Raw genomic sequence first — 22111 nt, 5'->3', positions numbered from 1 at the left:
GGGCAGCTGAAGGAACAGGCCGCCGTCAAGGCAGGGGAACTGAAGGCGAAGGCGGCCCAGGCGGGTCGCGTCTGGCAGGACAGGGCGCCCGACTCGGTGCGGCGGACGGCCGCTCAGGGGGCACGACTGGCGCAGGCCGACCGCAAGGTGCTGCTGGCGGTGGCGGGTGCGGCCGTCGTGGTGTGGGTGGCCTGCCGCCGCACGGAGGGATGAGCGGGTGAAGGTTTCGAAGATCGCTTACAAACCGGTGGGGCTGGCTCTCGGCATCGCCGGCGGGGCGGCCGCGGGAGCGCTGTTCAAACAGGCGTGGAAGCTGCTCGGCCACGACGAGGACGCCCCGGACGCCACCGACGAGGACCGGTCCTGGCGCGAGGTGCTGCTCGCCGCGATGCTCCAGGGCGCGATCTTCGCCGTGGTGAAGGCGGCCGTCGACCGTGCGGGCGCCACCGGGGTCCGCAACCTGACCGGGACCTGGCCCGGCTGACGCCCGGCACCCGCGCCGACGGCGAACGCCCCCGAACCCTCTGCGGGCCGGGGGCGTTCGGCGTGCCCGGGGTGACTTCCGGTCAGCCGCGCGGGCGTTCGAAGGTCAGCAGCAGGCCCTCCACGGCACCGGGACCTATGCGGCCCTTCACGTCGGCGGACGTGATGGCCTTGAGGGCCCAGCCGTCCTCGGCGTGCTTGTTGAGCACCTTCTCCAGCTTGTCGCTGTCCAGCGCGTCGCCGATCAGCGACTCCCGGAAGGTGACGACCTTGTATTCGTACGTGTAGGCGCTGCTCATGACTTCGGGGTCCTCCTGGCGGCCGGGCCGGGTCGGTGTGGAAGTGGCCAGGGCAAGACAATCATCCCGGGCGCCGCCGCGTACCGCTGGCCCCGGTTTTCCCGTCAGGGGCGGTCCACGCGGAAGTGGTAGCAGCCGTACTCGACGGCCCGCACGTGCACTTGTGCGGTCGTGGGGTCGGCGAAGGCTTCCGCCAGGGCGAGTTCGAGGGCCGCGTCGGCGTCGCCGGGCAGGTCCAGCATGCGCCCGCCCGTGATGTGTCCCCGGCTGTCGTAGCGGCGCAGGACGCGCAGGGCGCCGGGACGGGCCCAGGGATAGCCGGGGCTGTCGTCGGCCGGGCCGCCGCACTCCTCGGCGTGGATGAAGACCGGCCCCTGTTCGTCGTAGGCCCCCGGGTCGGCGTGCGTCCGCGCGGCCCAGCGGCGCAGGGGGGCGTACGAGACGAGGGTGATCCGCTCGCCGACGGTGCTGGAGCGCAGACAGCACCGCAGTGGTGCGTCGCCCTCGTCGTCCGTGTACGGGCGCGGCGGGCTTCCGGCGTCGTCCCGGATCCGGAGTTCGGCGAGGGCCGTCGGGGCGATGGGCTCGGCGTGGAAAGTGGTGGTCATGCCGTTCAGCCTGGCCCGGGGCGGTCCGGGGTGCTGGCGGGAACCGGACGTCGTCCTGCCTGCGGCCCCGGACCGGGTGACGGCCGGAGCTACTTGGCCGGGGGTGCGTCCTTCAGGCCGGTGGCCATGGACTTGGCGGCCGCGTCAAGGCCCGCCACGGCGGCCTTGGGCAGTGCTCCGGCCACCTTGGTGGCCAGGTCACGGGAGGGCGCGGGGGCGGTTCCGTCCGCGTGGGCCGGGGCGGCGACAGCGAGGCCCGTCAGAGCGAGCGCGGCGGCGGTGACGATCTTCTTCATGTCCTGAGGAACGACCGTCTCCGCCGTGGGACACGCCCCGGCAGCGCGGAAGCCCGACGCGGGCCCCAGGACCGGGGCTCCGCTGCCGTCGGGTTCCGGGGCCCGCCGGGGCTTGCCCGGGCCGGGGCGTGGCGCATGCTGGTAGGCACACGTCAGGGGCAGGGAGGTACGGGGATGCGGTGGTGGGCCGGTGGGTATGCGATCGCCGCGGTGCTGGTGCTGGCCGCGTGCGGCACGGCGGGCGGTGGCGGGGCGGCGGGCGGCCCGTCGAGCGACCCCTCGGCGGGGTCACCGGCCGGCACTCCGGGTCCCAGGTCCGCGCCGCCCTCGACCGCTTCCGCGTCCGCGCCGCACCCGTCCGGTCCCTCGTCGGCGAGTCCGGCCCCGGCCTCGCCCTCGCGGTCGGCGGCTCCTTCCGCCGGCGGCTGTGCGGCGGGGCGGGTGGAGGTCTCCGTCGCGCCGGGGGACGCGGTCCGGCGGCAGTTGTGTGTCCGGCCGGGAACCGTGATCTCACTGGTCCTGCGGCCCCGGACGGACGACAGGCGCTGGACGGGAGTGGCGAGTTCCGCGCCGGGCCTCCTCCTGGTGTCCGCCTGGCGGGTGGACGCGGACGGCACGGCCCACGCCTCGCTGCGGTCCGCGGGCACCCGGGGCGGCGGCGCCCGCGTCACGGCGGCGGCGAAGGCACCGGACGTGGCGGGTGCGGCGCGGGTCGCGTTCACGCTGGAGGTGACCGTCACCCCGTACCCGCGGGAGGGGTGACCCCGGCGGACCGGGGTCACCCCTCACCTCACCGCGGGGCGCGCGTCAGTGGCAGTCGCGCACCTTGACGGTGTAGATGCCCCGTCCGTGCGTGGCCGCGTACAGCGTGCTGCCGTCGGGGCCGAGCTTCAGCTGGAGCACGGCGACCGCCGGGAGCGAACCGACGCGCTCCCACCGGGTGCGGCCCGGAGCGCGGTAGACGACACCGAGGTCGGTGGCGACGGCGAGGCCGCCGTTCGGGGTGACCACGGCGGAGTTGGTCGGTACGTCGGGCAGGTTCGCCGAGATGTCCTTCCAGGTGGTGCCGCCGTCGGTGGACTCGAAGACGTGTCCGACGCCCGCGCCGGGGCCCTCGGTCCAGTGCCGGGAGAAGCCGTTGACGGCGAGATAGACGTGGTCGGCGTTCTTCGGGTCGACGGCGAAGCCGCTGAGGTAGCGGTTCGGCACGGTCCCGTCGACCGGCAGGGTGATGTCGTGCCAGCCGGTGCCGTCCGCGTTGCCGACCGAGATGCCGCGGGCGAAGCCCTGGTTGTTGCAGGGCCCGCACCAGGCCGCGTAGACCTTGCCGCCCGAGGCGGCGACGGCGGTCGCGGTGCGTCCGGCGCCGAGGTCGTACACGCTCTTCCACTCGGAGCCGCTGCGGATGGCGTAGCCGTGGGTCTGCACCCAGACGTGCCGGCCGCCCGCGATCCAGGTGTCGCTGTCCTTGGCGTCCGTGGCGAGCGGGGCGATGAACCGCGCCTCGCTGGTGGCGTTGTCGGCCGGGGCGACGTTGTACGACGTGGCCTTGGTGGCGTCGGTGGTCCAGCTGCCGTCGTTGACCGCGCAGTTCTGGGTCACCTGGACGGCGAGGTACACGTACTCCTCGGCCAGGTTGCAGCCGTTGGCGGGGTCGGTGAGGGTGTCGCCGCCGTCGCCGCCGAAGTCGGAACCCATGACCGTGTCGTTGCTGCGCAGGATCGACTGGCCGTTGTCCTGGAGGCCGCCGGTGACGGAGACCCCGCCGTGGGCCAGGTCCTTCCCGATGCCCACCGAGTAGTACTGGAGGGTGTCGATGGTGCCGTCGTTGAGGGAGGTCCAGTCGGTGGCGTGGCCGGAGGCGTCCTGGGAGCCGTTGACCGGGCGCTTGTAGACGCCGCCGTCGTTGCCGACGTACACGAAGCTCTTGCCGTGGTAGCGGCCGATGGCGACGCCGTGCTGGTCGGAGTGGGTGGTCTGGTTGCAGTCACCGGTCTGCTTGGCCGGGTCGATGGACCAGCAGGAGAAGCCGAAGTTCCAGTACGGGCCGACGGTGGACCAGGTGGTGCCGCCGTCCTTGGTCTCGTAGACCTCCTCCAGGCCCGCGTACACGTGCTTCGGGTCGCTCGGGTCGACGGTGAGGAACTGGTTGTACCAGGCCTGGACGCCCGGCATGTAGCCGCTGGAGGTCAACGCCGAGCCGTCCGCGGCCAGTTGCTTGTAGTCGGCGATCTTCGTCCAGGGCCCGGACGGCGAGGCGGCACTGTAGACGCCCTCCAGGCCGCTGTCGGGGTTGGTGTTCAGCTGCTCCGGCGACTGGTCGATCGCGTAGTAGCGGGAACCGTCGGCGGAGCGGGCGAAGGTGACGTTGCCGACGTCGTCCGGGTCGGTCGGCAGGTCGCCGAAGCCGCTGCTGATGCGGGTCCAGGCGCCGTTGACCTTGGTGTAGAAGCCGTTGTAGTCGTCACCGCTGCGCCATCCGACCGCCAGGATCACCTTGCCGGGGTCCTTGGGGTCGATCGCGATGTCGTTGGCGATGTTCTTGTACGCGGCGGAGTCGTCGTTCGCCTTCGAACCGCCGGGCAGGTAGTCGGGGTTGGGTGCGAACTCCAGTTTCCAGGCGCCCTTGAGGGTCTTCGTGGAGTGGCTCCACACGCCCTCGCTGGTGGCCGCCCACACCTTGCCGCCGCCGAAGCGGAGTTCGTGGATGGTGGTGGACTCCAGTTCGTCGCCGCCGACCCTGCCGCGGGACGAGAAGGTGCCGTGGTGCGGGTCGGACAGGACGTAGACGCCGCTGCCGAGGTAGGCGTCCGCGTTGGTGGTGGCCTCGCCGGTGCCCAGCCACAGCCGCCCCGACCCGTCGAGCGCGAGGGCGCCGGTGGACTGCGAGGAGAGCTTGTCGCTGATGGGCTTCCAGTGCCCGCCGCCCCGCTGGGACCGCCACACACCGCCGCCGGCGCTGCCGGCGTACACGTAACCGTCGTTGTCGGCCGCCATCGCGGCCATGCGGCCGGTGACATCGCCCGAACCGCCGCTGGAGTTGGAGTCGATGTCCCGGTAGCGGGAGTCGTCGGAGTTGTACGGCAGGTCGGTGATGTTGCGCCAACTGCCGCCGGTCGCGGGCAGGTCGGTCAGGCTGCTCCAGGCGGCGCCGTACGCGCCGGGTGCGACGACGCCGGGCGAGGTGCGGGCCTCGGCGTACTGGTCCGCGCCCTCCGCTATCTCGTCGGCCTCGTTGCCGTCATCGTCGTCCTCGGCCTTCACCTTGGGGTCGACCGCGCCCACCGACCGGTCGCGTTCGGAGGCGAGTCGAGCGAGGGTGCGGGCCCCGAACGGGGACGTGTTCCTGCCGGGCGCGGCGCCGGCGGGTGTCGCGACGAGTGCGGCGGACGCGGTGATGGCACAGATCGTGAGCCATCGTCTCTTGCGGGTTGGTGCTGACACCGGATCCTCCCGAAAGGGCCTTGATTCAGCCGTCGTGGGAGACCCGATCACAAGCGGGCGGAGGAGTCCGTCATTTGGACTGCCCTTGACTCGAACCTGTCATAACCGGCGGGTGCGGCTCCGGGAAGCGGGCGGCGCGCAGCAGGGACATCCGGACCTTCGTTGACGAGCGCCGCGCCCCGGCCGGGCTCGCCGACGTGCGGGAATCGGTGGGCGCAGACCTCGGACGCCCTGCGCCCGATCGCCGTCGAACAGCGCGTCAGCGGCGAGACGGTGGGCGTGGTGGGCGCGGCCTCCCTGAAAAACGGTCCGCCGCGCCGAAGGCGTGGGCCGTGGCGTGCCCTTCACCCACTCGCGCCTCACGCGCCGCCGCTCCTCCCACCACCGCATGGCCGACCGTGCATCCGGGAAGCAATCCGGCATTTCGACGCCACCGTCGGCCACCGAGGGAGCAACAAGTGAGCGATGTCGTCTTCACGGCCGATTTCACCTCCGAACGCCAGTGGGTCGCGGGACGTTCCTGGGCCTATCCCGACGGCGGCCCGACCAACCCGGGCGACAACAAGCTGGACTGGCTGACCACGGACCCCGCCTACTCCCGCTCCGGCACGTTCCGGGCCACCCGCCGGGCGGACGGCTGGTGGAAGAGCGGGCTGCTCACCACGGAGGGCAGCGCCGAAGGCTTCCAGGTCCGCACCGGGGACCAGCTCCGGGCCGAGGTCTGCCTGCCCACCGGAGCGGGTGCCTGGCCGGCGATCTGGACCTGGCGGGACGGCGGCAACGAGGTCGACGTGTTCGAGTACCACCCCGACAACCCCGACCTGCTGGAGCTCACCAACCACGTGCGCGACGGGCACACCTACCTCCGCCATCCGTCGGTACGCCCCGGTGCGACGGTCGTCCTCGGCGTGACCTTCGGCCGCCGCAGCGTCGTCTGGACGCTCGACGGCACCCAGGTCTTCGCCGACGGGCGTGGGGTCGGCTCCGGCTGGCACGCCTACCTGATCGTCAACCTCTCGGTGTGCGCGGGCCGTTACCACCCGCGTCCGGATCCGGCGGTCGCCGAGCTGTCCTTCCGGGTGTCGAACCTGGTGGTACGCCGTCCCGGGCTGTCGCATGCGACGGAGCCGCACGCGGAGACCGACTCGGAGACCGACTCGGAAGCCGACTCGGAAGCCGACTCGGCGGCCGACGCGGCGGCCGAGGCGGTGGGCGAGGCGGTGGGCGAGGCAGAGGTCGGCGCAGAGGCTGACGCGGTGGCCGGCGCGGCGGCCGAGGCGGACCCTGTCTGAGGCCCGGGGCGCCGGTGGGCTCCGCACCGTCAACCGGCGGGCGGCGGCGGGCTCATGGCCCAGCGGATGGTGCGGGTGAGCAGGTGGCCGGCCGGGCGGACCGTGACGTCCTCGACGACCCCGAGACGCGGCAGCCGCAGCAGGGACCGGGCCCAGGAGGGCAGCAGCGTCAGGGCGTTGGCGGCCAGGACGCCGTACAGGGGGCGGACGGGCAGCGGCAGCGGGGGTTCCAGGAGCAGGAAGCGGGCCGCCGCGCGCGCCTCGGGGGTGGCCCTGAGCTCGGGCCGGTAGGCGGCCAGCCGGGCGGACAGGGCGCGCCGGTCGCGCGGCGGGTCCGGCACGCCGAGCGCCTCGGCCACCCGCGCGGTGTCGGCGACGTAGGCGTCGTACCCGGCCGGATCCAGCGGGCCGGAGCCGTAGCGCTCGTGGGCGCGCAGGAAGCACTCCGTCTCGGCGGCGTGCACCCAGCCCAGCAGCCGGGGGTCGGCCGCGTGGTACGGCTCCCCCTCCGGGGTGGTCCCGCGCACCTGCTCATGGATGTGCCGCACCTGGTCCACGGCGGCCTGCGCGTCGTCCGCGACGCCGTAGGTCGTCACCGCCAGGAAGGCGCTGGTGCGTTGCAGCCGGCCCCAGGGGTCCCCGCGGTATCCGGAGTGCGCGGCGACGGCGGCCATGGCGAGGGGGTGCAGGGACTGGAGGAGGAGGGCGCCGAGTCCGCCGACGAACATCGAGGCGTCGCCGTGGACGACGCGGATCGGGCGCCCGGGGGCGAACCAGCGCGGGCCCGGTGTGTCGTGGATGCGGGCGCGGACCGCCGGTCCGTCGGGGCCCGCCACCCGGCGGAAGAGCATCGCGCCCAGGGACGCACGGACATCCGGCACCACGGCTGCCACCCTTCCTCACCTCCTGCATGCTTTCACCGGCCACCGGGCCTGTCACCCCCCGTCCGACGGTGCCCGGCTTGTGAAGGGGATGTGGGGGCAGACGGGATGCATGCTGCTGAGAGGAGACTGAATCATGCTCGGCCTGGTGGGGGCGGCGCTGTTCTTCATCGCCTTCCTGATCAACGCGGGGAACATCGGTACCAACGATGTGTTCACGTCCACGAACCTGATGCTGCTGGGACTGACCGCCCTGGCGCTGCACATGGCGGGCGTCGGCGCGGGGTGGAGGTACCGCGGCCGACGCTGACAAGGACGCAGGTCCCGTTGCGGATCCCGCCGGCGGGCTCAGCCGCAGCTGAGCCGGCCGGCGTTCGCCTTGGCCGTCAGGACGCGGTGCACGGAGGCCGCCACCTTGGCGCGGAAGGCCGCGTCCGTCGCCATCCTGGACTGCACCGCCTGCGCCATCGCCGGCACGGTGGACGGCTTGACCGTGAGGATCATGTCGCCGCCCGCGGACAGGAAACCGACCGCCCGCTGTGCCGGGGTGTAGGCACGTACCGCGACCGCCTGCCCGATGTCGTCCGAGATGACGACTCCCTTGAACCCGAACTGGGTGCGCAGGAGCTTGTTGATCACGGTCGGGGAGAACACCGCCAGGTGCGCCGAGTCGATCTTGGTGTACTTCGCCGAGGAGATCATGACGAAGGGCGCGCCGGCCGCGATGCCGCTGCGGAACGGCGTGAGGCTGGCGCTGGAGGTGGTGGTGACCGAGTCGACGACGTTCGCCGTGGTGTCGGTGTTCCCGATGACCTGGCCCAGCCCCGGGAAGTGCTTGAAGGTGGTCATGACGCCGGCCGCCGCGAAGCCTGCGGCGAACGCACCGCTGTGCGAGGTCACGACGGCGGGGGTGTACCCGAACTCACGGTGGTAGCGGCCGATGGGGGCGTTGCGGGTACCGAGGCCGGCGGGCACCACGTCGGCGACCGGCGCGAGGTCGAGATCGAGACCCGCCGCCTTGAGCTGCTTGGCCCAGGTGGTGGCGCGGCTGCGCAGGGTGGTCGTGCTCCAGGTGCCCTGGGTCAGGGCGGCGGGGATGACCGAGAAGCCGGGACCGTTGAGGACCTGGACCTGTCCGCCCTCCTGGTCGGTGGAGACGATCATCCCGACCTGCCGGCCGCCGACCGTGTCCGCCTGCTTGCGGATGTTGTCGACGATCTTCCTGGTGGCCGTGGTTCCGGCGGAGCTGCGCCCGGTCAGCATGACCGACCCCACGTGGTAGGTGCGCAGTGTGCGCAGGTCCGTGGCGCTGGGGGCGTTCGCGGCGACCCCGCCCATGAAGAGCTGGCCGACGCGCTGGGCCGTGGTCATCCCCGCGTAGACCGTGTCGGCGCAGGTGGCGGCGGCCGTCGCCGTCTTCTGGGGCGCCGCCCGCCCTGCCGGGGTGCCGGTGCGTGCCTCGGGAGCTCGGTGGGCGTCCTCCCCCGCGGCCGGCCCGGTGCACGCGCAGGTGGCGAGCAGGGTCGTGGCGAGGCCGACGGCGGTACGCCGGACCGCGGAGCGGCCGCCCGAGCGCCGACGGGCAGGTGTAACCATGGTGCGCTCCTGACTCCTGGGGGTGCAGGACACGGGCACGGCGGACCGGCACCGATCCGAGGCCGTACCCCGCCCGGCGCCACCGCCACGCTCCCACACGCTACGCCGAACGGGTGGCGTCTGCGCGCTGTGGCGGGGCCCGCCAGGCGCGCCCCCGGTGTACTCCCGGCGCGTCAGTAGGCGCGCCGGCCGGGGGCGTCCCCGTGCCGGTGGTTCACAGCGTGGCCGTCGTGCCCGATCCGGACGCGCTGCCGGCCAGCCACTGGGACCAGTCGACGTTGAAGTCGGCGTAGCCGTTGTCGGCGGGGGCCTTGCCGCGGGGGGAGCCGGTGATCGTGACGGGGTCGCCCTGCTTGATCTGGCCGTAGAACCACTTGGCGTCCGCCATGGACAGGTGGACGCAGCCGTGCGAGCCGCGCGCGCTGCCGCTGCCCGGGTAGGGGTCGCCGGTCGAGTAGTGCACGTACGTGCCGGACTGGGTCAGGTGGACGTCCCAGGGCAGCGTCAGGTCGTAGTAGTTCGGGCTGCCCTTGTCACAGCTGATGCCTACGCTGCACGAGGTCATGTGGACCTTCTCCTGCTTGTCGATGACGGCCATCGTGCCGTCCCACGTCGGGTACTCGGCGCTGCCCGCGTTGATCGACAGGGTGCGCAGCGTCTGGCCGTTCCGGGTCACCTTCATGGTGTGGCCGGTCACCGAGACGTCGGCGCGGACGTCGTCGCCGATCGTGAAGGTGTGCGTGTAACTGTGCACGCCGTAGCGGCCGTTGCCGTTGCTGACGCCGGTCATGTCGGCGTCGATCCGCACCTTCGTGCCCGACGGCCAGTAGGTCTTCGGCCGCCAGTCGGCGCGCTTGTCGCCCATCCAGTGCCAGGCGCCCTCCACCGACTGCGAGGCGCTGACCTTCATGTGCTTCTCGACGGTGGCCCGAGCCTTCTCCGCCACCGGGTTCGTGAAGATCACCGAGATCGGCATGGCCACGCCGACCGTGGTGCCGGTCTGCGGGGTGATCGTCTCCAGCAGCATCGGCGGCCCCGCCGGCTTCGTGGGCGAGGGTGACGTACTCGCGCTCGCACCCGGCTTGCCCGACGCCTTCGCGTCCTGCCCGCTCGCGTTGTCACTGCCCCCGCCGCAGGCGCTCACGCCCACCAGCATCGCGACCGTACCGAGTGCGATTCCTATGCCGCCCCTGCGCCGTCCCACGCCCTGCCTCACTGTTCTCGCTCATTTCGCTCCGCGGTCCCGGGAACCCCCACTGGTCCCGAAGACCCCCACTTTCTGTGGGACCCGCCGGCACGGGCCGCGGTTCCGTGCGGCGCGTAAAGCATGGATCAAGAATCCGTACGCGCCCCCGGAACGTCGACGGATGCCTGGGGCCCCCAGGGTGTGCGACGGCGCACTTTTCGCCCAATCCGCGCCACCCCGCGCTCCCATAATGCTTCATCACCTCCTCGGTGGAGATCCCACGGTCAGGTCCGCGTGCTGTGGATCGCCTGTGGCGACCCTGGTCGTACCTCTGGCGGCCGACGCCCACGCCGGGGACCATGGCGCCTGATCACCCACGTCGACGCGCGAGATGCCGTCCCGGACGACCGGCGCCACCGCCTTCTCCCCACTCGACCGTCGCACGGCGTCCGGTCGCCCGAACCGCTCTTCCCCGCACGCGGTCCGTCGCACGCCGGGCCCGGGCCACCGCAGGAGGTGCCGACATGTCCCCCGACTTCCCCGAGTTACCCGCGGCCCAGTCCTCGTACGACCGTCCGCTGCCCAGCTGGTCGAACGGCCAGGAGCCGGCCGGCGCCCTGGTGCCCCGGCCGCGTCCCGGGGCGCACCGCACGCTGCGGCTGCTGCGAAGGGCGTACCGGTGGCACCGGCGGGTGGCGGCCATCACCGCGCTCGGCTACTTCGTCGCCTTCCTCACCCTGACCGTGAAGGCCCCGGCCCTGATGGCCCGTCCGGGCCCCGGCGGCCTGCCGACCGGTCTCCTCCTGGCCCTGGCCCAGATACCCGTGACCTGGCTGGCGGTGCTCGTCCACGAGGCCGCCGCGCGCCGGTTCGTGGATCCCCTCGCGCGCCGGGCCCGCCGGCAGGCGCGGGTGGCGGTGCCGGACCGGGAGCAGGCGCTGTGACCGGGTTCAGCGGTCCGGCCCAGTCCTGGTCCCTCGTCGCGTTCTGCTCGGTCGTCGCCCTGACCCTGCTGCTGTGTGTGCTCACCGGCCCGGAGGCGGACGACCTCGCCGAGTTCTACACCGGTTACCGGACCCTCTCGCCGCTGCGCAACGGCCTCGCCGTCGCCGGTGACTACATCTCCGCCGCGACCGTCCTCACCATCGGCGGGATCATCGCGCTGTGCGGCTACGACGGGATCGTGCTGGCCCTCAGTGCCCTGCTCTCCCTGCTGTTGCTGATGTTCCTGCTGGCCGAGCCCCTGCACAACACCGGCCGCTACACCATGGGCGACGCGCTGGCCCACCGTCATCCGGCGCGTTCCGTACGCGTGACCGCCTGTCTGGTCACGCTCGCCGCGCTGGTGCCGATGATGGTCGTGCAGCTCGCCGGGGTCGGTGAACTCCTGGCCTACGTCCTCGGGTTCGACGACCCCGCCATGAAGGAGGGGTGCGTCGCCGGGGCCGGGGTCCTCATGATCAGTTACGCGGCGCTGGGCGGGATGCCCGGCACCGCGCTGGTCCAGATCTTCAAGACCGTGGCGCTGCTGGGCTCCGGGCTGGTGGTGAGTTTCCTGCTGCTGCGCATGTTCGACTGGCAGCCCCAGGCGCTGTTCCACGCGGCGGCCCGGCACAGCGGGGCCGGGCCCGCCTATCTGACCTGGGGTCTCCAGTACTCCAGCAGTCCGCATCCCGCACTCGACATGGCCAGCACCCAGTGCGCGGTCGTGCTGGGCGGTGCCTGCCTGCCGCACGTCACCATGCGGATGTACACCGCGGGCACCCCGCGCCAGGTCCGCCGGGCGATGTCCTGGGCGGTCTCCTCGGTGACCCTGTTCATCCTGATGCTCACGCTGATCTGCACGGGTGCGACCGCGCTGGTCGGCCATGAGCGCATCGCCGCCGCCGACGCGCACGGCACGACCGCCTACCTCCTGGGCGCCCGCGCCGCGTTCGGTACGACGCTGTCGCGGCCGGAGAGCCTGCTCTTCGCCACCGTCACCACCGCCGTCTTCCTCACCCTGCTCGCCTCGGTCGCGAGCATGACGCTGGCCTGCGCCAACACCCTCGCCCACGACCTGACCGCGTCCCGCGCGAAGCCCCTGGCACCGTCCAGGGAACTCGGCCTCGCCCGGTTCAGCGCCCTGGCCGTCGGAGTGCCCACGGTCCTGCTGGCCGCCCTCGCCCAGCACCGCAGTCTCCAGCCCCTGGCGACCGTCTCCTTCACCCTCGGGGCGTCCGCCATCGCCCCCGCGCTCCTCTACAGCCTCTTCTGGCGCCGCTACACCCGCAAGGCGCTCGTCGCCACCCTCGTCGTGGGCTCCCTGAGCGTCCTGGCCCTGACCCCGGGCACCACCCTGGTCTCGGGGACACCGCTGTCCGCCTTCCCCGACGCCGACTTCGCCTGGTTCCCCTACAACACACCCGCCCTGGCCTCCGTACCTGCGGGCTTCCTGGCCGGCTGGCTGACCACCGTGCTGTCCGGCCGGCGGGCCACCGAGCGCGAGCGCAGCCGCTACGAGGCACACGAACACCATCTCCTCACCGGCACGCCCCCACGGCCCTAGGCGACCGTGGAGGCGTCCGGCGGGGCCGTCACTGGTTGCTGAACGCGGCGTCGAAGGAGGCCTTCGGGGTGGGCCACAGCAGCGAGCGGACGAAGGTCACCGCCTCGGCGGCGCCGTGCAGGCGGTCCATGCCGGCGTCCTCCCACTCGATCGAGACGGGGCCGGTGTAGCCGATGGACTCCAGGGCACGGAAGGCGTCCTCCCAGGGGACGTCGCCGTGTCCGGTGGAGACGAAGTCCCAGCCCCGGCGCGGGTCGCCCCACGGCTGGTGGGAGCCGAGGACGCCGGCGCGGCCGTTGCGCGGCCGCAGCCGGGTGTCCTTGCAGTCGACGTGGTAGATACGGTCCTTGAAGTCGGTGATGAACCCGACCGGGTCGATGTTCTGCCACATCATGTGGCTGGGGTCCCAGTTGAAGCCGAAGGCCTCGCGGTGGCCGATCGCCTCCAGGGCGCGGACGCTGGTCCAGTAGTCGTAGGCGATCTCGCCGGGGTGGACCTCGTGGGCGAAGCGCACGCCCTCGGCGTCGAACACGTCGAGGACCGGGTTCCAGCGGGCGGCGAAGTCCTCGTAGCCGGCGTCGATGACGGAGGCGGGGACCGGCGGGAACATCGCGACGTAGGGCCAGATGGAGGAGCCGGTGAAGCCGACCACGGTGTCCACGCCGAGTTTGCGGGCCACCCGGGCGGCGCGCTTCATGTCCTCGGCGGCGCGCTGCCGGACCCCTTCGGCGTCGCCGTCACCCCAGACGTACGGGCGCAGGATCGCCTGGTGGCGGAAGTCGATGGGGGCGTCGCAGACCGCCTGGCCGGCCAGGTGGTTGGAGATGGCGTGCACCTGGAGGCCGTGCCGGTCGAGGATCTCCAGACGGGAGGCCGCGTAGGCGTCGTCCTCGTCGGCGCGCTTCAGGTCGAGGTGGTCTCCCGAGGCGGCGATCTCCAGGCCGTCGTAGCCCCATCCGGCGGCGAGCCGGGCGACCTCCTCGAAGGGCAGGTCGGCCCACTGGCCGGTGAACAGGGTGACGGGGTGGGTGGCTTCGGTGGCCGCGGTCATGCGGGGTCCTCCGTCTCGGGCGGGGTCTCGGTCCAGGTGCCGTGCCGGGCGGCGGAGGCGAGCACGGCCTCGGTGAGCCGGGCGGCGCGCAGGCCGTCGGCGAACGTCGGCATCCCCTCGGGGGTCTCGCCCCGGACGGCACGGTATACGTCGGTGACGAACGCGGTGAACGCGTCCTGATAGCCCAGGGCGTGTCCGGGCGGCAGGACCGACAGGCGCGCGGAGTCGGGGGCGGCGGTGGCGGGGTCGCGCAGGAGGAGCTGGGAGCCCTCGCGGCCGCCGATCCACAGTTCCTCGGGGCGTTCCTGTTCGAAGCGCACGCTCCGGCGGGTGCCGTGGAGTTCGAGGGTGAGGCTGTTCTTGCGGCCGGGGGCCAGCTGGCTGACGAGCAGGGTGCCGAGCGCCCCGTCGCCGAGTTCGACGAGGAGCGCGGCGGTGTCCTCGTTGGTGACCTCGGTGTCGCCGCGCCGGCCGAAGACGGTGCGGGTGCGGGCGGCGAGGCGGTGGATGCGCTGTCCGGCGACGAACTCGACCAGGTCGCACAGGTGGGAGCCGATGTCGGCGAAGGCCCGGGAGGCACCGCCGGCCCCCGGGTCGGCGCGCCAGTTGGTGTCGCCGGGGTCCAGGAGCCAGTCCTGGAGGTAGGCGGCGTCCAGCGTGAGGACGGTGCCGATCCGGCCGTCCGCCACGAGGGCGCGGGCCTGGCGTGCCATCGGGTGGTAGCGGTAGACGAAGGGGACCGCGCCGATCCGGTCGGCGGCGTGGGCGGCGCGGACCAGTTCCGCGGCGTCCGCGGCCGTGGTCGCCAGGGGTTTCTCGCAGATGACGTGGGCGCCGGCGGCCAGGGCCGCCAGGGTGTGTTCGCGGTGCAGGCTGTTGGGACTGCACACGTGGACGATGTCGAGGTCACCGGCCGCGGCGAGGCTGCGGGCGTCGGGTTCGGCCCGTTCGACGCCGAGTTGCCGGGCGGCCTGCTCGCCGCGTGCGGCCGTCGAGCTCGCGAGGGCGACCTGACGGCCGCCGGCGGCCCGGCTCGCGCGGGTGTGCACGGCCGCCATGAACCCCCCGCCGATGAATCCGGCGCGCACCGGCCCGGCCTGCGAGGGAACCGCAGGCGGCTGACCGGCGGGGCGCAGAGCGGCGGGTGGCAGGCCGGTGTGCGGCAGCTCCTCCCGCGGCGCACCGGCGGGTGGCAGGCCGGCCCCCGACGGGTCGGCTCGCGGTGGACCGGCGTTCGGGGAGCCGGGGTGCTGCGGCTCGGTCACAGGGTGGCTCCGTAGGGGTCTCGGTCCTCGGGGACGAGCGGTATCTCGGGGGCGGCGCTGGTGACTTGGACGCTCTCGCCGGAGCTGACGGCTTCGTCGATGGAGATCATGACGTCGAGGACGTGGTGGCCCAGGGCTCCGCTGGCGATGTGGGGATGTCCGCCGCGGACGGCCCGTGCCATGTCGAGGACGCCGAGACCGCGGCCCGCCTCGGTACCGACGGGCGTGAGGGTCTCCCACTCCGCGTCCCGGCCCCGCTCCGGCACCCGCGTGATCCGTACGTCGCCCGCGAAGGTGTTGGGGTCGGGCAGGACGAGCGTGCCCTCGCTGCCGGTGATCTCGACGAACCCGGTGCGGGTCAGCGGGGAGTCGAAGCTGAACACGCTCTGCCCGACACCGCCGCCCTCGAACTGCGTGAGCGCCGAGACGTGCGTGGGCACGGCGACGGTGAACTCGGTGCCGGCCCGCTCGCCACTGCGCACCGTACGGACCGTGCGGGCGGTCGAACCGAGCGCGGCGACCCGGGAGACCGACCCGAACAGGCAGACCAGGGTGGTGAGGTAGTAGGGCCCCATGTCGAAGAGGGGACCGGCACCCCTGGCGAACAGGAACTCGGGGTTCGGGTGCCACAGGTCGGGGCCCGCGTACTGCATGACGGTCTGCGCGGACAGCGGGGTGCCGATGTCGCCGCGGGCGATCGCCCGCAGGGCGGTCTGGAGGCCGGGGCCGAGGATCGTGTCGGGGGCGACTCCGACCCGCAGGCCGGCCGCGGCCGCCTGGTCGAGGACGGCGCGTGCGTCGGCCCGCTCGACGGCGAGGGGTTTCTCCGACCATACGTGCCTGCCCGCGGCCAGGATCGCCGAGCTGACCTCGGCGTGCACGGCGGGAACGGTCAGGTTGACGACGAGCTCGGTGTCCGGGTGGGCGAGGACGTCCGCGGCGGTGCCCCACCGTTCGACGCCGTACTTGCGGGCCTGGGTCTCGGCGCGAGCGGTGTCGAGGTCGCCCACGACGGTCACGCGCAGGTCGGGGAAGCGGGTGAGGTTGGCCAGGTACTGGTCGCTGATGTTGCCGGCGCCTATGACGCCGACTCCGACCGGGTGGTGTGCCGTCATCAGGCGATGCCCTTCCCGTTCAGGTAGGAGACACCGGTGGCGATGCCCTCGAAGACGTCACCGTCGTAGTGGTCGAACTCGAGGACGGCGTACTCGGCGTGCGGGGCCGCCGCCAGCGCGGCGGCCAGCGGGATCTGCCCCCGGCCCGCGGCGACCTGGCCGGTGTCGGCGGGGTCGAAGGGCGCTCCCGAGGTGAACGGGTCGTCGATGACGGGTCCGTCCTTCACGTGCAGGGCGCGGACCCGGGAACCCAGGCGGCCGAGGAGGGCGACGACGTCGTTGCCGCCGGCCGCGGCCCAGAACAGGTCGATCTCCAGGGCGACTTCCGGGGCGAGCAGACCGGCGAAGTGGTCGAAGGCGTTGACGCCCGCGACGGTGTGCACGAACTCCTGGGAGTGGTTGTGGTAGCCGACCCGCAGTCCGTGCTCGGCGGCCCGCTCGGCGGCCTCGTTCAGGAGCGCCGCGGTGCGGGCGATCTCCTTCTCGTCGGCCCACCGGGCCGCGGGCACGAACGGGTCGAAGAGGATCTCCACCCCCAGCCGCCGGGCGGCCCGGAACGTGTCGTCGAGGTCGGTCGCGGACGCGCCGTCGGGCGAGAGGAAACCGGCGTGTCCGGTCTTCGCGGCCAGGCCGTGCCGGGCGAGCGCGTCGGCGAGTTCGGCCGCGCGGTGCACGAAGCCGAAGGCCTCGACGGTGGTCAGTCCCAGGGCGGCCAGGCGGCCGAGGGCGGCGTCTTCGTCGGCCTCCAGGGCCTGGCGTACGGAGTAGAGCTGGACCGACAACTGTGGTGTCGACAAGGGGAACTCCTCTCGTGGCGGACGGCCGGGAACAGAATACCGACAGGGCTGATGGTTTCTATAGGTCGTTAGCATCTCGTTCATGGCAAGGGAAACAACGCGGGACGCGGCGGCTCCCCGGAACTACCCCAAGGGGGAGCGCCGGCGTGCCCAGATCATCGAGGCCGCGTTCGCCGCGTTCGGACAGGTGGGCTACCGCAACGCGAGCATGGTCCAGCTCGCCGCCGCCTGCGGAGTCTCGCGCGCGGGACTGCTGCATCACTTCCCGACCAAGGAGTCGTTGCTGGAGGCGGTCCTGGACGCACGCGACCGGCAGGACGGCGAGCACTTCCTCGAGTCGGGCGCGCTCAGCCAGGACGGCGTGGCGTACTTCGCCGCCATGATCCGGCTCGTCGCGCACAACCAGGCCAACCCCCTCATCGTGAGCCTGTTCGCGGTGCTGTCCAGCGAGGCCACCGCGACGGACCACCCGGCGCGTCCGTACTTCGTCGCGCGCTACGAACGGACCCGTCGCGAGATGCAGTCGGCCGTCGACGACCTGGTGCGGCGCGGGCTGCTGCGTCCGCACGTGGACGCGTCGCGGCTGGCGGCCGACCTGGTGGCGTTCCTCGACGGCCTCCAGGTCCAGTGGCTGCTCAGCCCGGACGAGATCGACATGCCGGAACACCTGCGCGCGATGCTGCGCAGCTTCATCAGCGTCGAACTTCCTTAGTGTCGAACTTCCTTGGTTCTGACCGCAGTTCCGCGAAAGGTGGAGTCGGCGTGGATGTGTACGAGGCGGTGGACAGCCGCCGGGCCGTACGGGCGTTCAGTGACCGGCCGGTGCCGCGTGAGGTCCTCGAACGGGTGCTGGCCGCGGCGGGGCGGGCGCCGTCGAGCGGGAACCTCCAGCCCTGGCAGGTGTACGTGGTGTCCGGGGAGCCGCTGGCCGAGCTGAAGCGGCGGGCGACGGCGAGAGCGCTGGCGGGCGACCCGGGCGACGAACGGGAGTTCCCGATGTACCCGGCCGAGCTGGCCGCGCCCTACCCGGAGCGGTTCGCGGCCGCGGCCGCGCAGCGGTACGCGGCACTGGGCATCGACCGCGACGACCCGGACCGGCCCGTGAGGATCGCCGCGCTGAACTCGGGGGCCTTCGGGGCGCCGGTCGTGCTGTTCTGCTACCTCGACCGGGCGATGGGCCCCGGCCAGTGGGCGGACGCCGGGATGTATGTGCAGACGGTCATGCTGCTGCTGCGGGCGGAGGGGCTGCACAGCTGTCCGCAGGTGATGTGGACGACGTACCGCAGGACGGTCGGCCGGCTGGTCGGCGCGGGGGACGGACCGGTGCTGCTCTGCGGGGTCGCGGTGGGGTACGAGCGGGAAGGGGCGCCCCGGGTGCGGACCGGGCGGGCCCGTCTGGCGGAGACGGTGACCTTCGTCGGATCGTGATCGCGGGCCCGTGAGCCCGGCGGCGGGGGTGTGTTTGAATGCCCGTCATGGACGGCTCCGCCCGCATCTGGATCGGCCCGATCCCCCCGCTGGACCCGGACGCCCGAGAGGTGGTCCTGGACCTCGACCGCACGTCCGCCGACCCGGCCGAACGCATGGTCTGCGTCCTGCTGAACCGAGGGCACGAGGGCGAGGAGGGAGTGTTCTACCTGCTGCCCGAGGACCTTTCGGCCCGCTACGAACGAACGGGCGACCGGCTCCGGGTCTCCCTGCTGGCCCGCCGTGACGCCCTCGCCGAGGATCTGGCGTCCTACCGGGACGATCTGCGCGCGCATCTCGACGGACTCCCCCGCGACCCCTTCGACGACGACCGGGTCGTGCTGGTGAGCCGTGCGACGGTCACCGACTTCGAGCCCGCCGAACAGGACGGCTGCCGGCAGCCCGTCGTGCTGATCGACCACACCGGCGGGCCGGCCGGCCTGAGCGAACTGGTCGCCCTGTTCGAGAAACAGGAGGCGGGCGTCATCGTCGTCGCCGCGCCCGCGTGTCCGCGGACCTGACCGCCACCGGGCGGCGCCCGCTCATATGCCGAACAGCCGGGCCGCGTTGTCGTGGCACACCGCGCGCAGCCACTCCGGCCCCAGGCCGAGGCGTTCCAGGGCGTGCAGCTGGTGCACGTACGGATAGGGGATGTTGGGGAAGTCGGTGCCGAGCAGGACGCGGTCGCCCAGCGCGGAGATCCTCGGCAGGGCCCGGCGCGGGAACGGCATGAACCCCTCGGTGAAGTCGGTGAACGCCATCGTCGTGTCCAGCCGCACCTGCTCGTACCGCTCGGCGAGGCCGAGGAACTCCTCGCACTCGGGCATCCCGAGGTGGGCGACGATCAGCCGGAGCCGCGGGTGCCGGGCCAGCACCCGGGCGATCGGCCCGGGTCCGGTGTGCCTGCCCGGAGCGGGTCCCGAGCCGCAGTGGACGACCACGGGAGTTCCGGTGTCGGCCAGCAACCCCCACGTCTTGTCGAGGAGTTCGTCGGCCGGGTCGTACGCCCCCACCTGGACGTGCGCCTTGAACACCCGGGCGCCCGCCTCGACGGCCTCGCGGACGTAGGTCTCGACGCCGGGCTCGGGGAACAGCGTCGCCGTGTGCAGGCAGTCCGGGGTGCGGCGGGCGAAGTCGGCCGCCCACGTGTTCAGCCAGGCGGCCATGCCGGGCTTGTGCGGGTAGAGCATCGAGGTGAAGGCACGGACGCCGAACTCCCGGAGGATGGCCGCCCGTTCCGCCTCCGCCCTGCGGTAGGTGATCGGCCACCGGAGACCGCCGATCAGTGGCCCGTTGGTGTCGAAGTAGTTCCAGACCTTGTGCAGGACCCGCTCGGGCATGAAGTGCGTGTGGACGTCGACCAGTCCCGGGAGACCGAGCCGTTCCCGGAAGCGGCGGACCTCGGCCGACTCCTCCGCCGAGGCGGCGTCGCTCACGGGTGTGTGCCGGGCAGCGCCGGCCGGTGCCGATCGGTGATCGTTCATGACACCCACGATCGACGCCGGGGGCGCCCCCGGTCCAGCCCCTGTCGGCCGGGCGCGGTTTTCAGGACAGGTAGCCCTCCACCTCGGACGCCGGACGGACGTTCGCCCCGCCCGGGTCCTGCCCCGCCTCGATCCTGGCCCGGCGCTGCCGCAGCAGATCCCAGCACCGGTCCAGTTCGGTCTCCAGGCCGGCCAGGCGGGCGCGCTCGGTCGGCTCGTCGATCTCCTGTCGCGCCAGCCGTTCGCGCAGGTCCTTCTCCTGGCTGATCATTTCCGTGATGTGGCCGAGGATCTTCCGCTCGGCCTCTGAACCTGACATGGCTGCCCCTCTCCGAACAACACGAGGCATCCCCCGTCTCCCCTCCCCACCTTCTCTCACCCGGGCCACAAACGCATCGGCCGACGGCCTCGGCACGGTGTACGGTGGCCCGCGGACCGATAGAAAGCGGTTGCTACAGGTCAGGGCAGGGGCAGGGCACGTCAGGGCAGTCAGGAACACAGGAGGATCACCACCGATGGCGTCGACGTCGGAACGGCCGCTCGACCACCGCTACCGGGGCGAACACCCCGTCCGGACCCTCGCCTACCTGCTGCGCGCGGACCGCCGCAAGCTGGTGGCCGCGGTCGGCGTGTTCACCGTCAAACACAGTCCCATCTGGCTGCTGCCGCTGATCACCGCCTCCGTCGTGGACACGGTCGTCCAGCACGGGCCGGTCTCCCGGCTGTGGACGTCCGTAGCCGTCATCATGGCGATCCTGCTGGTCAACTACCCACTGCACGTGCTGTACGTACGGCTCCTCTACGGCAGCGTCCGCCGGATGGGCACCACGCTGCGCTCGGCGCTGTGCACGCGGATGCAGCAGCTGTCCATCGGCTACCACTCCCGGGTCAGCGCGGGCGTGCTCCAGGCCAAGGTCGTCCGGGACGTCGAGACCGTCGAGCAGATGGTCCAGCAGACCGCCGAGCAGGGGCTGGGCGCACTGACCGTGCTGGCCGGCGGTCTGGTCATCATCGGTGTCCGCACACCGGAGTTCCTGCCGGTCTTCCTCGTCGTGGTGCCCGCGGCGACCCTGCTCGTGGCCCGGCTGCGGGCCCGGCTGCGGACCCACAACGAACACTTCCGGCACGAGGTGGAGACGCTGTCCTCACGGGTGACGGAGATGACGCGGCTCATCCCGGTCACCCGCGCCCACGGCCTGGAGGGCAAGGCGCTGCGCCGGATGGACGGCACCCTGAGCCGGCTGCTCACCTCGGGGATGCGCCTGGACCTGGTCAACGGCCGCTTCGGCTCGCTGGCCTGGGTGGTCCTGAACGTGATCGGCGTCGCGGTGCTGGCCGCCGCCGCGCTGGTGTCGTACTACGGCGTGTGGGGTGTCACGGCCGGCGACGTCGTCATGCTCAGCGCCTTCCTGACCACGCTCACCAACTCCACGACGACGCTGACGAGTCTGGCGCCCGTCATCACCAAGGGCCTGGAGTCGGTGCGTTCGGTGGGCGAGGTGCTCCAGGCGCCCGAACTGGAGGACAACGAGGGCCGGGAGCAGGTCACCGCCGTCCGTGGCGCGGTCACCTTCGAGCGGGTCGGCTTCGGCTACGAGGACGGCGGACGCCCGGCCGTGGCGGAGTTCAGCCTCGACGTGGTCCCCGGCGAGACGGTCGCCCTGGTGGGTGCCTCGGGGGCCGGCAAGTCCACCGTGCTCAACCTCGTGATCGGCTTCATCCGGCCCACCTCGGGCCGGCTGCTCCTGGACGGCACCGACATGAGCGGTCTCGACCTGCGCACCTATCGGCGGTTCGTGTCGGTCGTGCCGCAGGAGTCGATCCTCTTCGACGGCACGGTCCGGGAGAACGTCGCCTACGGCATGGAGGACGAGGCCGACGAGGAGGCGGTGCGGACGGCACTGCGGGACGCCAACGCCCTGGAGTTCGTGGACCAGTTGCCGCACGGCCTGGACACCGTGGTCGGCGAGCGCGGTGCCCGGCTCTCCGGCGGTCAGCGGCAACGCCTCGCCATCGCACGGGCGTTGATCCGGGACCCGCGCGTGCTGGTGCTGGACGAGGCCACCTCGGCGCTGGACACCCGCTCCGAGGCGCTCGTGCAGCAGGCGCTGGCCCGCCTGCTGCACGGCCGTACGACGTTCGTGGTGGCCCACCGGCTGTCCACCGTGCGGGGTGCGGACCGCATCGTGGTGATGGACGAGGGCCGGATCCGCGAGATCGGCACGCACGAGGAACTGCTGCGCCGGGGTGGTGCCTACACGGCGCTGCACGGCGGCCAGGTGGCCTGACGGTGACGGGA

Annotated in this window: 23 protein-coding genes and 1 pseudogene; 10 read left to right on the top strand and 14 right to left on the bottom strand. The window is 72.6% G+C overall.

Annotation, left to right across the window (positions count from 1 at the left end; translation table 11 throughout):
• Window positions 1–213, top strand: a pseudogene (locus AAW13_RS46200) (DUF3618 domain-containing protein); the annotation flags it as partial.
• Window positions 214–217: 4 nt separating this feature from the next.
• A complete protein-coding gene (locus AAW13_RS37985) occupies window positions 218–484 on the top strand; it encodes a DUF4235 domain-containing protein (RefSeq protein WP_046728803.1) in 267 nt (88 codons plus the stop codon).
• A gap of 82 nt (window positions 485–566) precedes the next feature.
• On the opposite strand, the gene AAW13_RS37980 is transcribed toward AAW13_RS37985, so the two are convergent.
• From AAW13_RS37980 to AAW13_RS37960, 5 genes are all read right to left on the bottom strand, one after another.
• A complete protein-coding gene (locus AAW13_RS37980) occupies window positions 567–782 on the bottom strand; it encodes a DUF4177 domain-containing protein (RefSeq protein ID WP_046728804.1) in 216 nt (71 codons plus the stop codon).
• 104 nt (window positions 783–886) lie between these two features.
• Window positions 887–1390, bottom strand: coding sequence for a DUF1203 domain-containing protein (locus AAW13_RS37975; RefSeq protein WP_046728805.1), 504 nt, complete (start codon window positions 1388–1390; stop codon window positions 887–889).
• A gap of 89 nt (window positions 1391–1479) precedes the next feature.
• Entirely contained in the window at window positions 1480–1686 is a 207-nt protein-coding gene (locus tag AAW13_RS37970) for a hypothetical protein (protein ID WP_046728806.1), read from the bottom strand.
• Between the two features lie 152 nt (window positions 1687–1838).
• A complete protein-coding gene (locus tag AAW13_RS46195; protein ID WP_167391780.1) occupies window positions 1839–2408 on the bottom strand; it encodes a hypothetical protein in 570 nt (189 codons plus the stop codon).
• Window positions 2409–2493: 85 nt separating this feature from the next.
• Window positions 2494–5130 carry a WD40/YVTN/BNR-like repeat-containing protein gene (locus AAW13_RS37960; RefSeq protein ID WP_046728808.1) on the bottom strand — a complete coding sequence of 879 codons (2637 nt, stop codon included), beginning with the start codon at window positions 5128–5130 and terminating at the stop codon, window positions 2494–2496.
• Window positions 5131–5588: 458 nt separating this feature from the next.
• Between AAW13_RS37960 and AAW13_RS37955 the strand changes: the two genes are divergently transcribed.
• A complete protein-coding gene (locus tag AAW13_RS37955; RefSeq protein WP_338059079.1) occupies window positions 5589–6422 on the top strand; it encodes a LamG domain-containing protein in 834 nt (277 codons plus the stop codon).
• Window positions 6423–6451: 29 nt separating this feature from the next.
• Here the strand turns inward: AAW13_RS37955 and AAW13_RS37950 are convergent, their stop codons facing one another.
• Window positions 6452–7273 (bottom strand): oxygenase MpaB family protein, encoded by an 822-nt coding sequence (locus tag AAW13_RS37950; RefSeq protein WP_046728942.1) that lies wholly within the window; start codon window positions 7271–7273, stop codon window positions 6452–6454.
• Window positions 7274–7439: 166 nt separating this feature from the next.
• Between AAW13_RS37950 and AAW13_RS46190 the strand changes: the two genes are divergently transcribed.
• Window positions 7440–7613, top strand: coding sequence for a hypothetical protein (locus AAW13_RS46190; RefSeq protein WP_167391779.1), 174 nt, complete (start codon window positions 7440–7442; stop codon window positions 7611–7613).
• A 38-nt stretch (window positions 7614–7651) separates the two neighbouring features.
• Here AAW13_RS46190 and AAW13_RS37945 read toward each other — a convergent pair whose 3' ends face one another.
• Together AAW13_RS37945 and AAW13_RS37940 are read right to left on the bottom strand one after the other, a co-directional pair.
• Complete coding sequence (locus AAW13_RS37945; protein ID WP_046728809.1) at window positions 7652–8899, bottom strand: glycoside hydrolase family 3 N-terminal domain-containing protein; 1248 nt, start codon at window positions 8897–8899, stop codon at window positions 7652–7654.
• Between the two features lie 214 nt (window positions 8900–9113).
• A complete protein-coding gene (locus AAW13_RS37940) occupies window positions 9114–10055 on the bottom strand; it encodes a L,D-transpeptidase (protein WP_046728810.1) in 942 nt (313 codons plus the stop codon).
• A gap of 554 nt (window positions 10056–10609) precedes the next feature.
• On the opposite strand from AAW13_RS37940, the gene AAW13_RS37935 reads away from it, so the two are divergent.
• Together AAW13_RS37935 and AAW13_RS37930 are read left to right on the top strand one after the other, a co-directional pair.
• Entirely contained in the window at window positions 10610–11029 is a 420-nt protein-coding gene (locus tag AAW13_RS37935; RefSeq protein WP_046728811.1) for a DUF485 domain-containing protein, read from the top strand.
• Window positions 11026–12633, top strand: coding sequence for a sodium/solute symporter (locus AAW13_RS37930; protein ID WP_046728812.1), 1608 nt, complete (start codon window positions 11026–11028; stop codon window positions 12631–12633). The genes AAW13_RS37935 and AAW13_RS37930 overlap by 4 nt, the downstream gene beginning before the upstream one ends.
• Before the next feature lie 28 nt (window positions 12634–12661).
• Here AAW13_RS37930 and AAW13_RS37925 read toward each other — a convergent pair whose 3' ends face one another.
• From AAW13_RS37925 to AAW13_RS37910, 4 genes are read right to left on the bottom strand one after another with little or no spacing between them, the layout of a single operon-like run.
• Complete coding sequence (locus AAW13_RS37925) at window positions 12662–13684, bottom strand: sugar phosphate isomerase/epimerase family protein (protein ID WP_046728813.1); 1023 nt, start codon at window positions 13682–13684, stop codon at window positions 12662–12664.
• Entirely contained in the window at window positions 13681–14949 is a 1269-nt protein-coding gene (locus AAW13_RS37920; RefSeq protein WP_240528857.1) for a Gfo/Idh/MocA family protein, read from the bottom strand. The genes AAW13_RS37925 and AAW13_RS37920 overlap by 4 nt, the downstream gene beginning before the upstream one ends.
• Window positions 14946–16064 (bottom strand): Gfo/Idh/MocA family protein, encoded by a 1119-nt coding sequence (locus AAW13_RS37915; RefSeq protein WP_046728814.1) that lies wholly within the window; start codon window positions 16062–16064, stop codon window positions 14946–14948. The genes AAW13_RS37920 and AAW13_RS37915 overlap by 4 nt, the downstream gene beginning before the upstream one ends.
• Window positions 16064–16861: a sugar phosphate isomerase/epimerase family protein gene (locus tag AAW13_RS37910; RefSeq protein WP_046728815.1), complete on the bottom strand. Its 798-nt coding sequence runs from the start codon at window positions 16859–16861 to the stop codon at window positions 16064–16066. The genes AAW13_RS37915 and AAW13_RS37910 overlap by 1 nt, the downstream gene beginning before the upstream one ends.
• 82 nt (window positions 16862–16943) lie before the next feature.
• Between AAW13_RS37910 and AAW13_RS37905 the strand changes: the two genes are divergently transcribed.
• From AAW13_RS37905 to AAW13_RS37895, 3 genes are read left to right on the top strand one after another with little or no spacing between them, the layout of a single operon-like run.
• Entirely contained in the window at window positions 16944–17573 is a 630-nt protein-coding gene (locus AAW13_RS37905) for a TetR/AcrR family transcriptional regulator (protein WP_046728816.1), read from the top strand.
• 50 nt (window positions 17574–17623) lie between these two features.
• On the top strand, window positions 17624–18289 hold the full coding sequence (locus AAW13_RS37900; RefSeq protein ID WP_046728817.1) for a nitroreductase: 666 nt from the start codon (window positions 17624–17626) through the stop codon (window positions 18287–18289).
• Between the two features lie 38 nt (window positions 18290–18327).
• Entirely contained in the window at window positions 18328–18849 is a 522-nt protein-coding gene (locus tag AAW13_RS37895) for a hypothetical protein (protein WP_240528856.1), read from the top strand.
• A gap of 21 nt (window positions 18850–18870) precedes the next feature.
• On the opposite strand, the gene AAW13_RS37890 is transcribed toward AAW13_RS37895, so the two are convergent.
• Both AAW13_RS37890 and AAW13_RS37885 read right to left on the bottom strand, forming a co-directional pair.
• Window positions 18871–19812 (bottom strand): amidohydrolase family protein, encoded by a 942-nt coding sequence (locus tag AAW13_RS37890; RefSeq protein WP_046728819.1) that lies wholly within the window; start codon window positions 19810–19812, stop codon window positions 18871–18873.
• A gap of 61 nt (window positions 19813–19873) precedes the next feature.
• Window positions 19874–20131 carry a DUF2630 family protein gene (locus AAW13_RS37885; protein WP_046728820.1) on the bottom strand — a complete coding sequence of 86 codons (258 nt, stop codon included), beginning with the start codon at window positions 20129–20131 and terminating at the stop codon, window positions 19874–19876.
• 196 nt (window positions 20132–20327) lie between these two features.
• On the opposite strand from AAW13_RS37885, the gene AAW13_RS37880 reads away from it, so the two are divergent.
• The gene (locus AAW13_RS37880) at window positions 20328–22100 is read left to right on the top strand and encodes an ABC transporter ATP-binding protein (protein ID WP_046728821.1); all 1773 of its coding nucleotides are present in this window, start codon (window positions 20328–20330) and stop codon (window positions 22098–22100) included.
• Window positions 22101–22111: the final 11 nt, after the last annotated feature.

Source organism: Streptomyces humi (genome assembly GCF_001005085.2).
In the GTDB taxonomy this organism is placed as follows: domain Bacteria; phylum Actinomycetota; class Actinomycetes; order Streptomycetales; family Streptomycetaceae; genus Streptomyces; species Streptomyces humi.
The sequence above is the reverse complement of the archived record's forward strand: the minus strand, read 5'-3'. Positions and strand labels throughout refer to the sequence as shown.

Excerpts from the sequence above, each read along its gene's own strand:
- AAW13_RS37980 (WP_046728804.1), bottom strand. The coding sequence starts at position 782 with ATGAGCAGCGCCTACACGTACGAATACAAGGTCGTCACCTTCCGGGAG.
- AAW13_RS37975 (WP_046728805.1), bottom strand. The coding sequence starts at position 1,390 with ATGACCACCACTTTCCACGCCGAGCCCATCGCCCCGACGGCCCTCGCC.
- AAW13_RS37970 (WP_046728806.1), bottom strand. The coding sequence starts at position 1,686 with ATGAAGAAGATCGTCACCGCCGCCGCGCTCGCTCTGACGGGCCTCGCT.
- AAW13_RS37950 (WP_046728942.1), bottom strand. The coding sequence starts at position 7,273 with ATGCTCTTCCGCCGGGTGGCGGGCCCCGACGGACCGGCGGTCCGCGCC.
- AAW13_RS46190 (WP_167391779.1), top strand. The coding sequence starts at position 7,440 with ATGCTCGGCCTGGTGGGGGCGGCGCTGTTCTTCATCGCCTTCCTGATC.
- AAW13_RS37945 (WP_046728809.1), bottom strand. The coding sequence starts at position 8,899 with ATGGTTACACCTGCCCGTCGGCGCTCGGGCGGCCGCTCCGCGGTCCGG.
- AAW13_RS37940 (WP_046728810.1), bottom strand. The coding sequence starts at position 10,055 with ATGCTGGTGGGCGTGAGCGCCTGCGGCGGGGGCAGTGACAACGCGAGC.
- AAW13_RS37935 (WP_046728811.1), top strand. The coding sequence starts at position 10,610 with ATGTCCCCCGACTTCCCCGAGTTACCCGCGGCCCAGTCCTCGTACGAC.
- AAW13_RS37925 (WP_046728813.1), bottom strand. The coding sequence starts at position 13,684 with ATGACCGCGGCCACCGAAGCCACCCACCCCGTCACCCTGTTCACCGGC.
- AAW13_RS37915 (WP_046728814.1), bottom strand. The coding sequence starts at position 16,064 with ATGACGGCACACCACCCGGTCGGAGTCGGCGTCATAGGCGCCGGCAAC.
- AAW13_RS37905 (WP_046728816.1), top strand. The coding sequence starts at position 16,944 with ATGGCAAGGGAAACAACGCGGGACGCGGCGGCTCCCCGGAACTACCCC.
- AAW13_RS37895 (WP_240528856.1), top strand. The coding sequence starts at position 18,328 with ATGCCCGTCATGGACGGCTCCGCCCGCATCTGGATCGGCCCGATCCCC.
- AAW13_RS37890 (WP_046728819.1), bottom strand. The coding sequence starts at position 19,812 with ATGAACGATCACCGATCGGCACCGGCCGGCGCTGCCCGGCACACACCC.
- AAW13_RS37885 (WP_046728820.1), bottom strand. The coding sequence starts at position 20,131 with ATGTCAGGTTCAGAGGCCGAGCGGAAGATCCTCGGCCACATCACGGAA.
- AAW13_RS37880 (WP_046728821.1), top strand. The coding sequence starts at position 20,328 with ATGGCGTCGACGTCGGAACGGCCGCTCGACCACCGCTACCGGGGCGAA.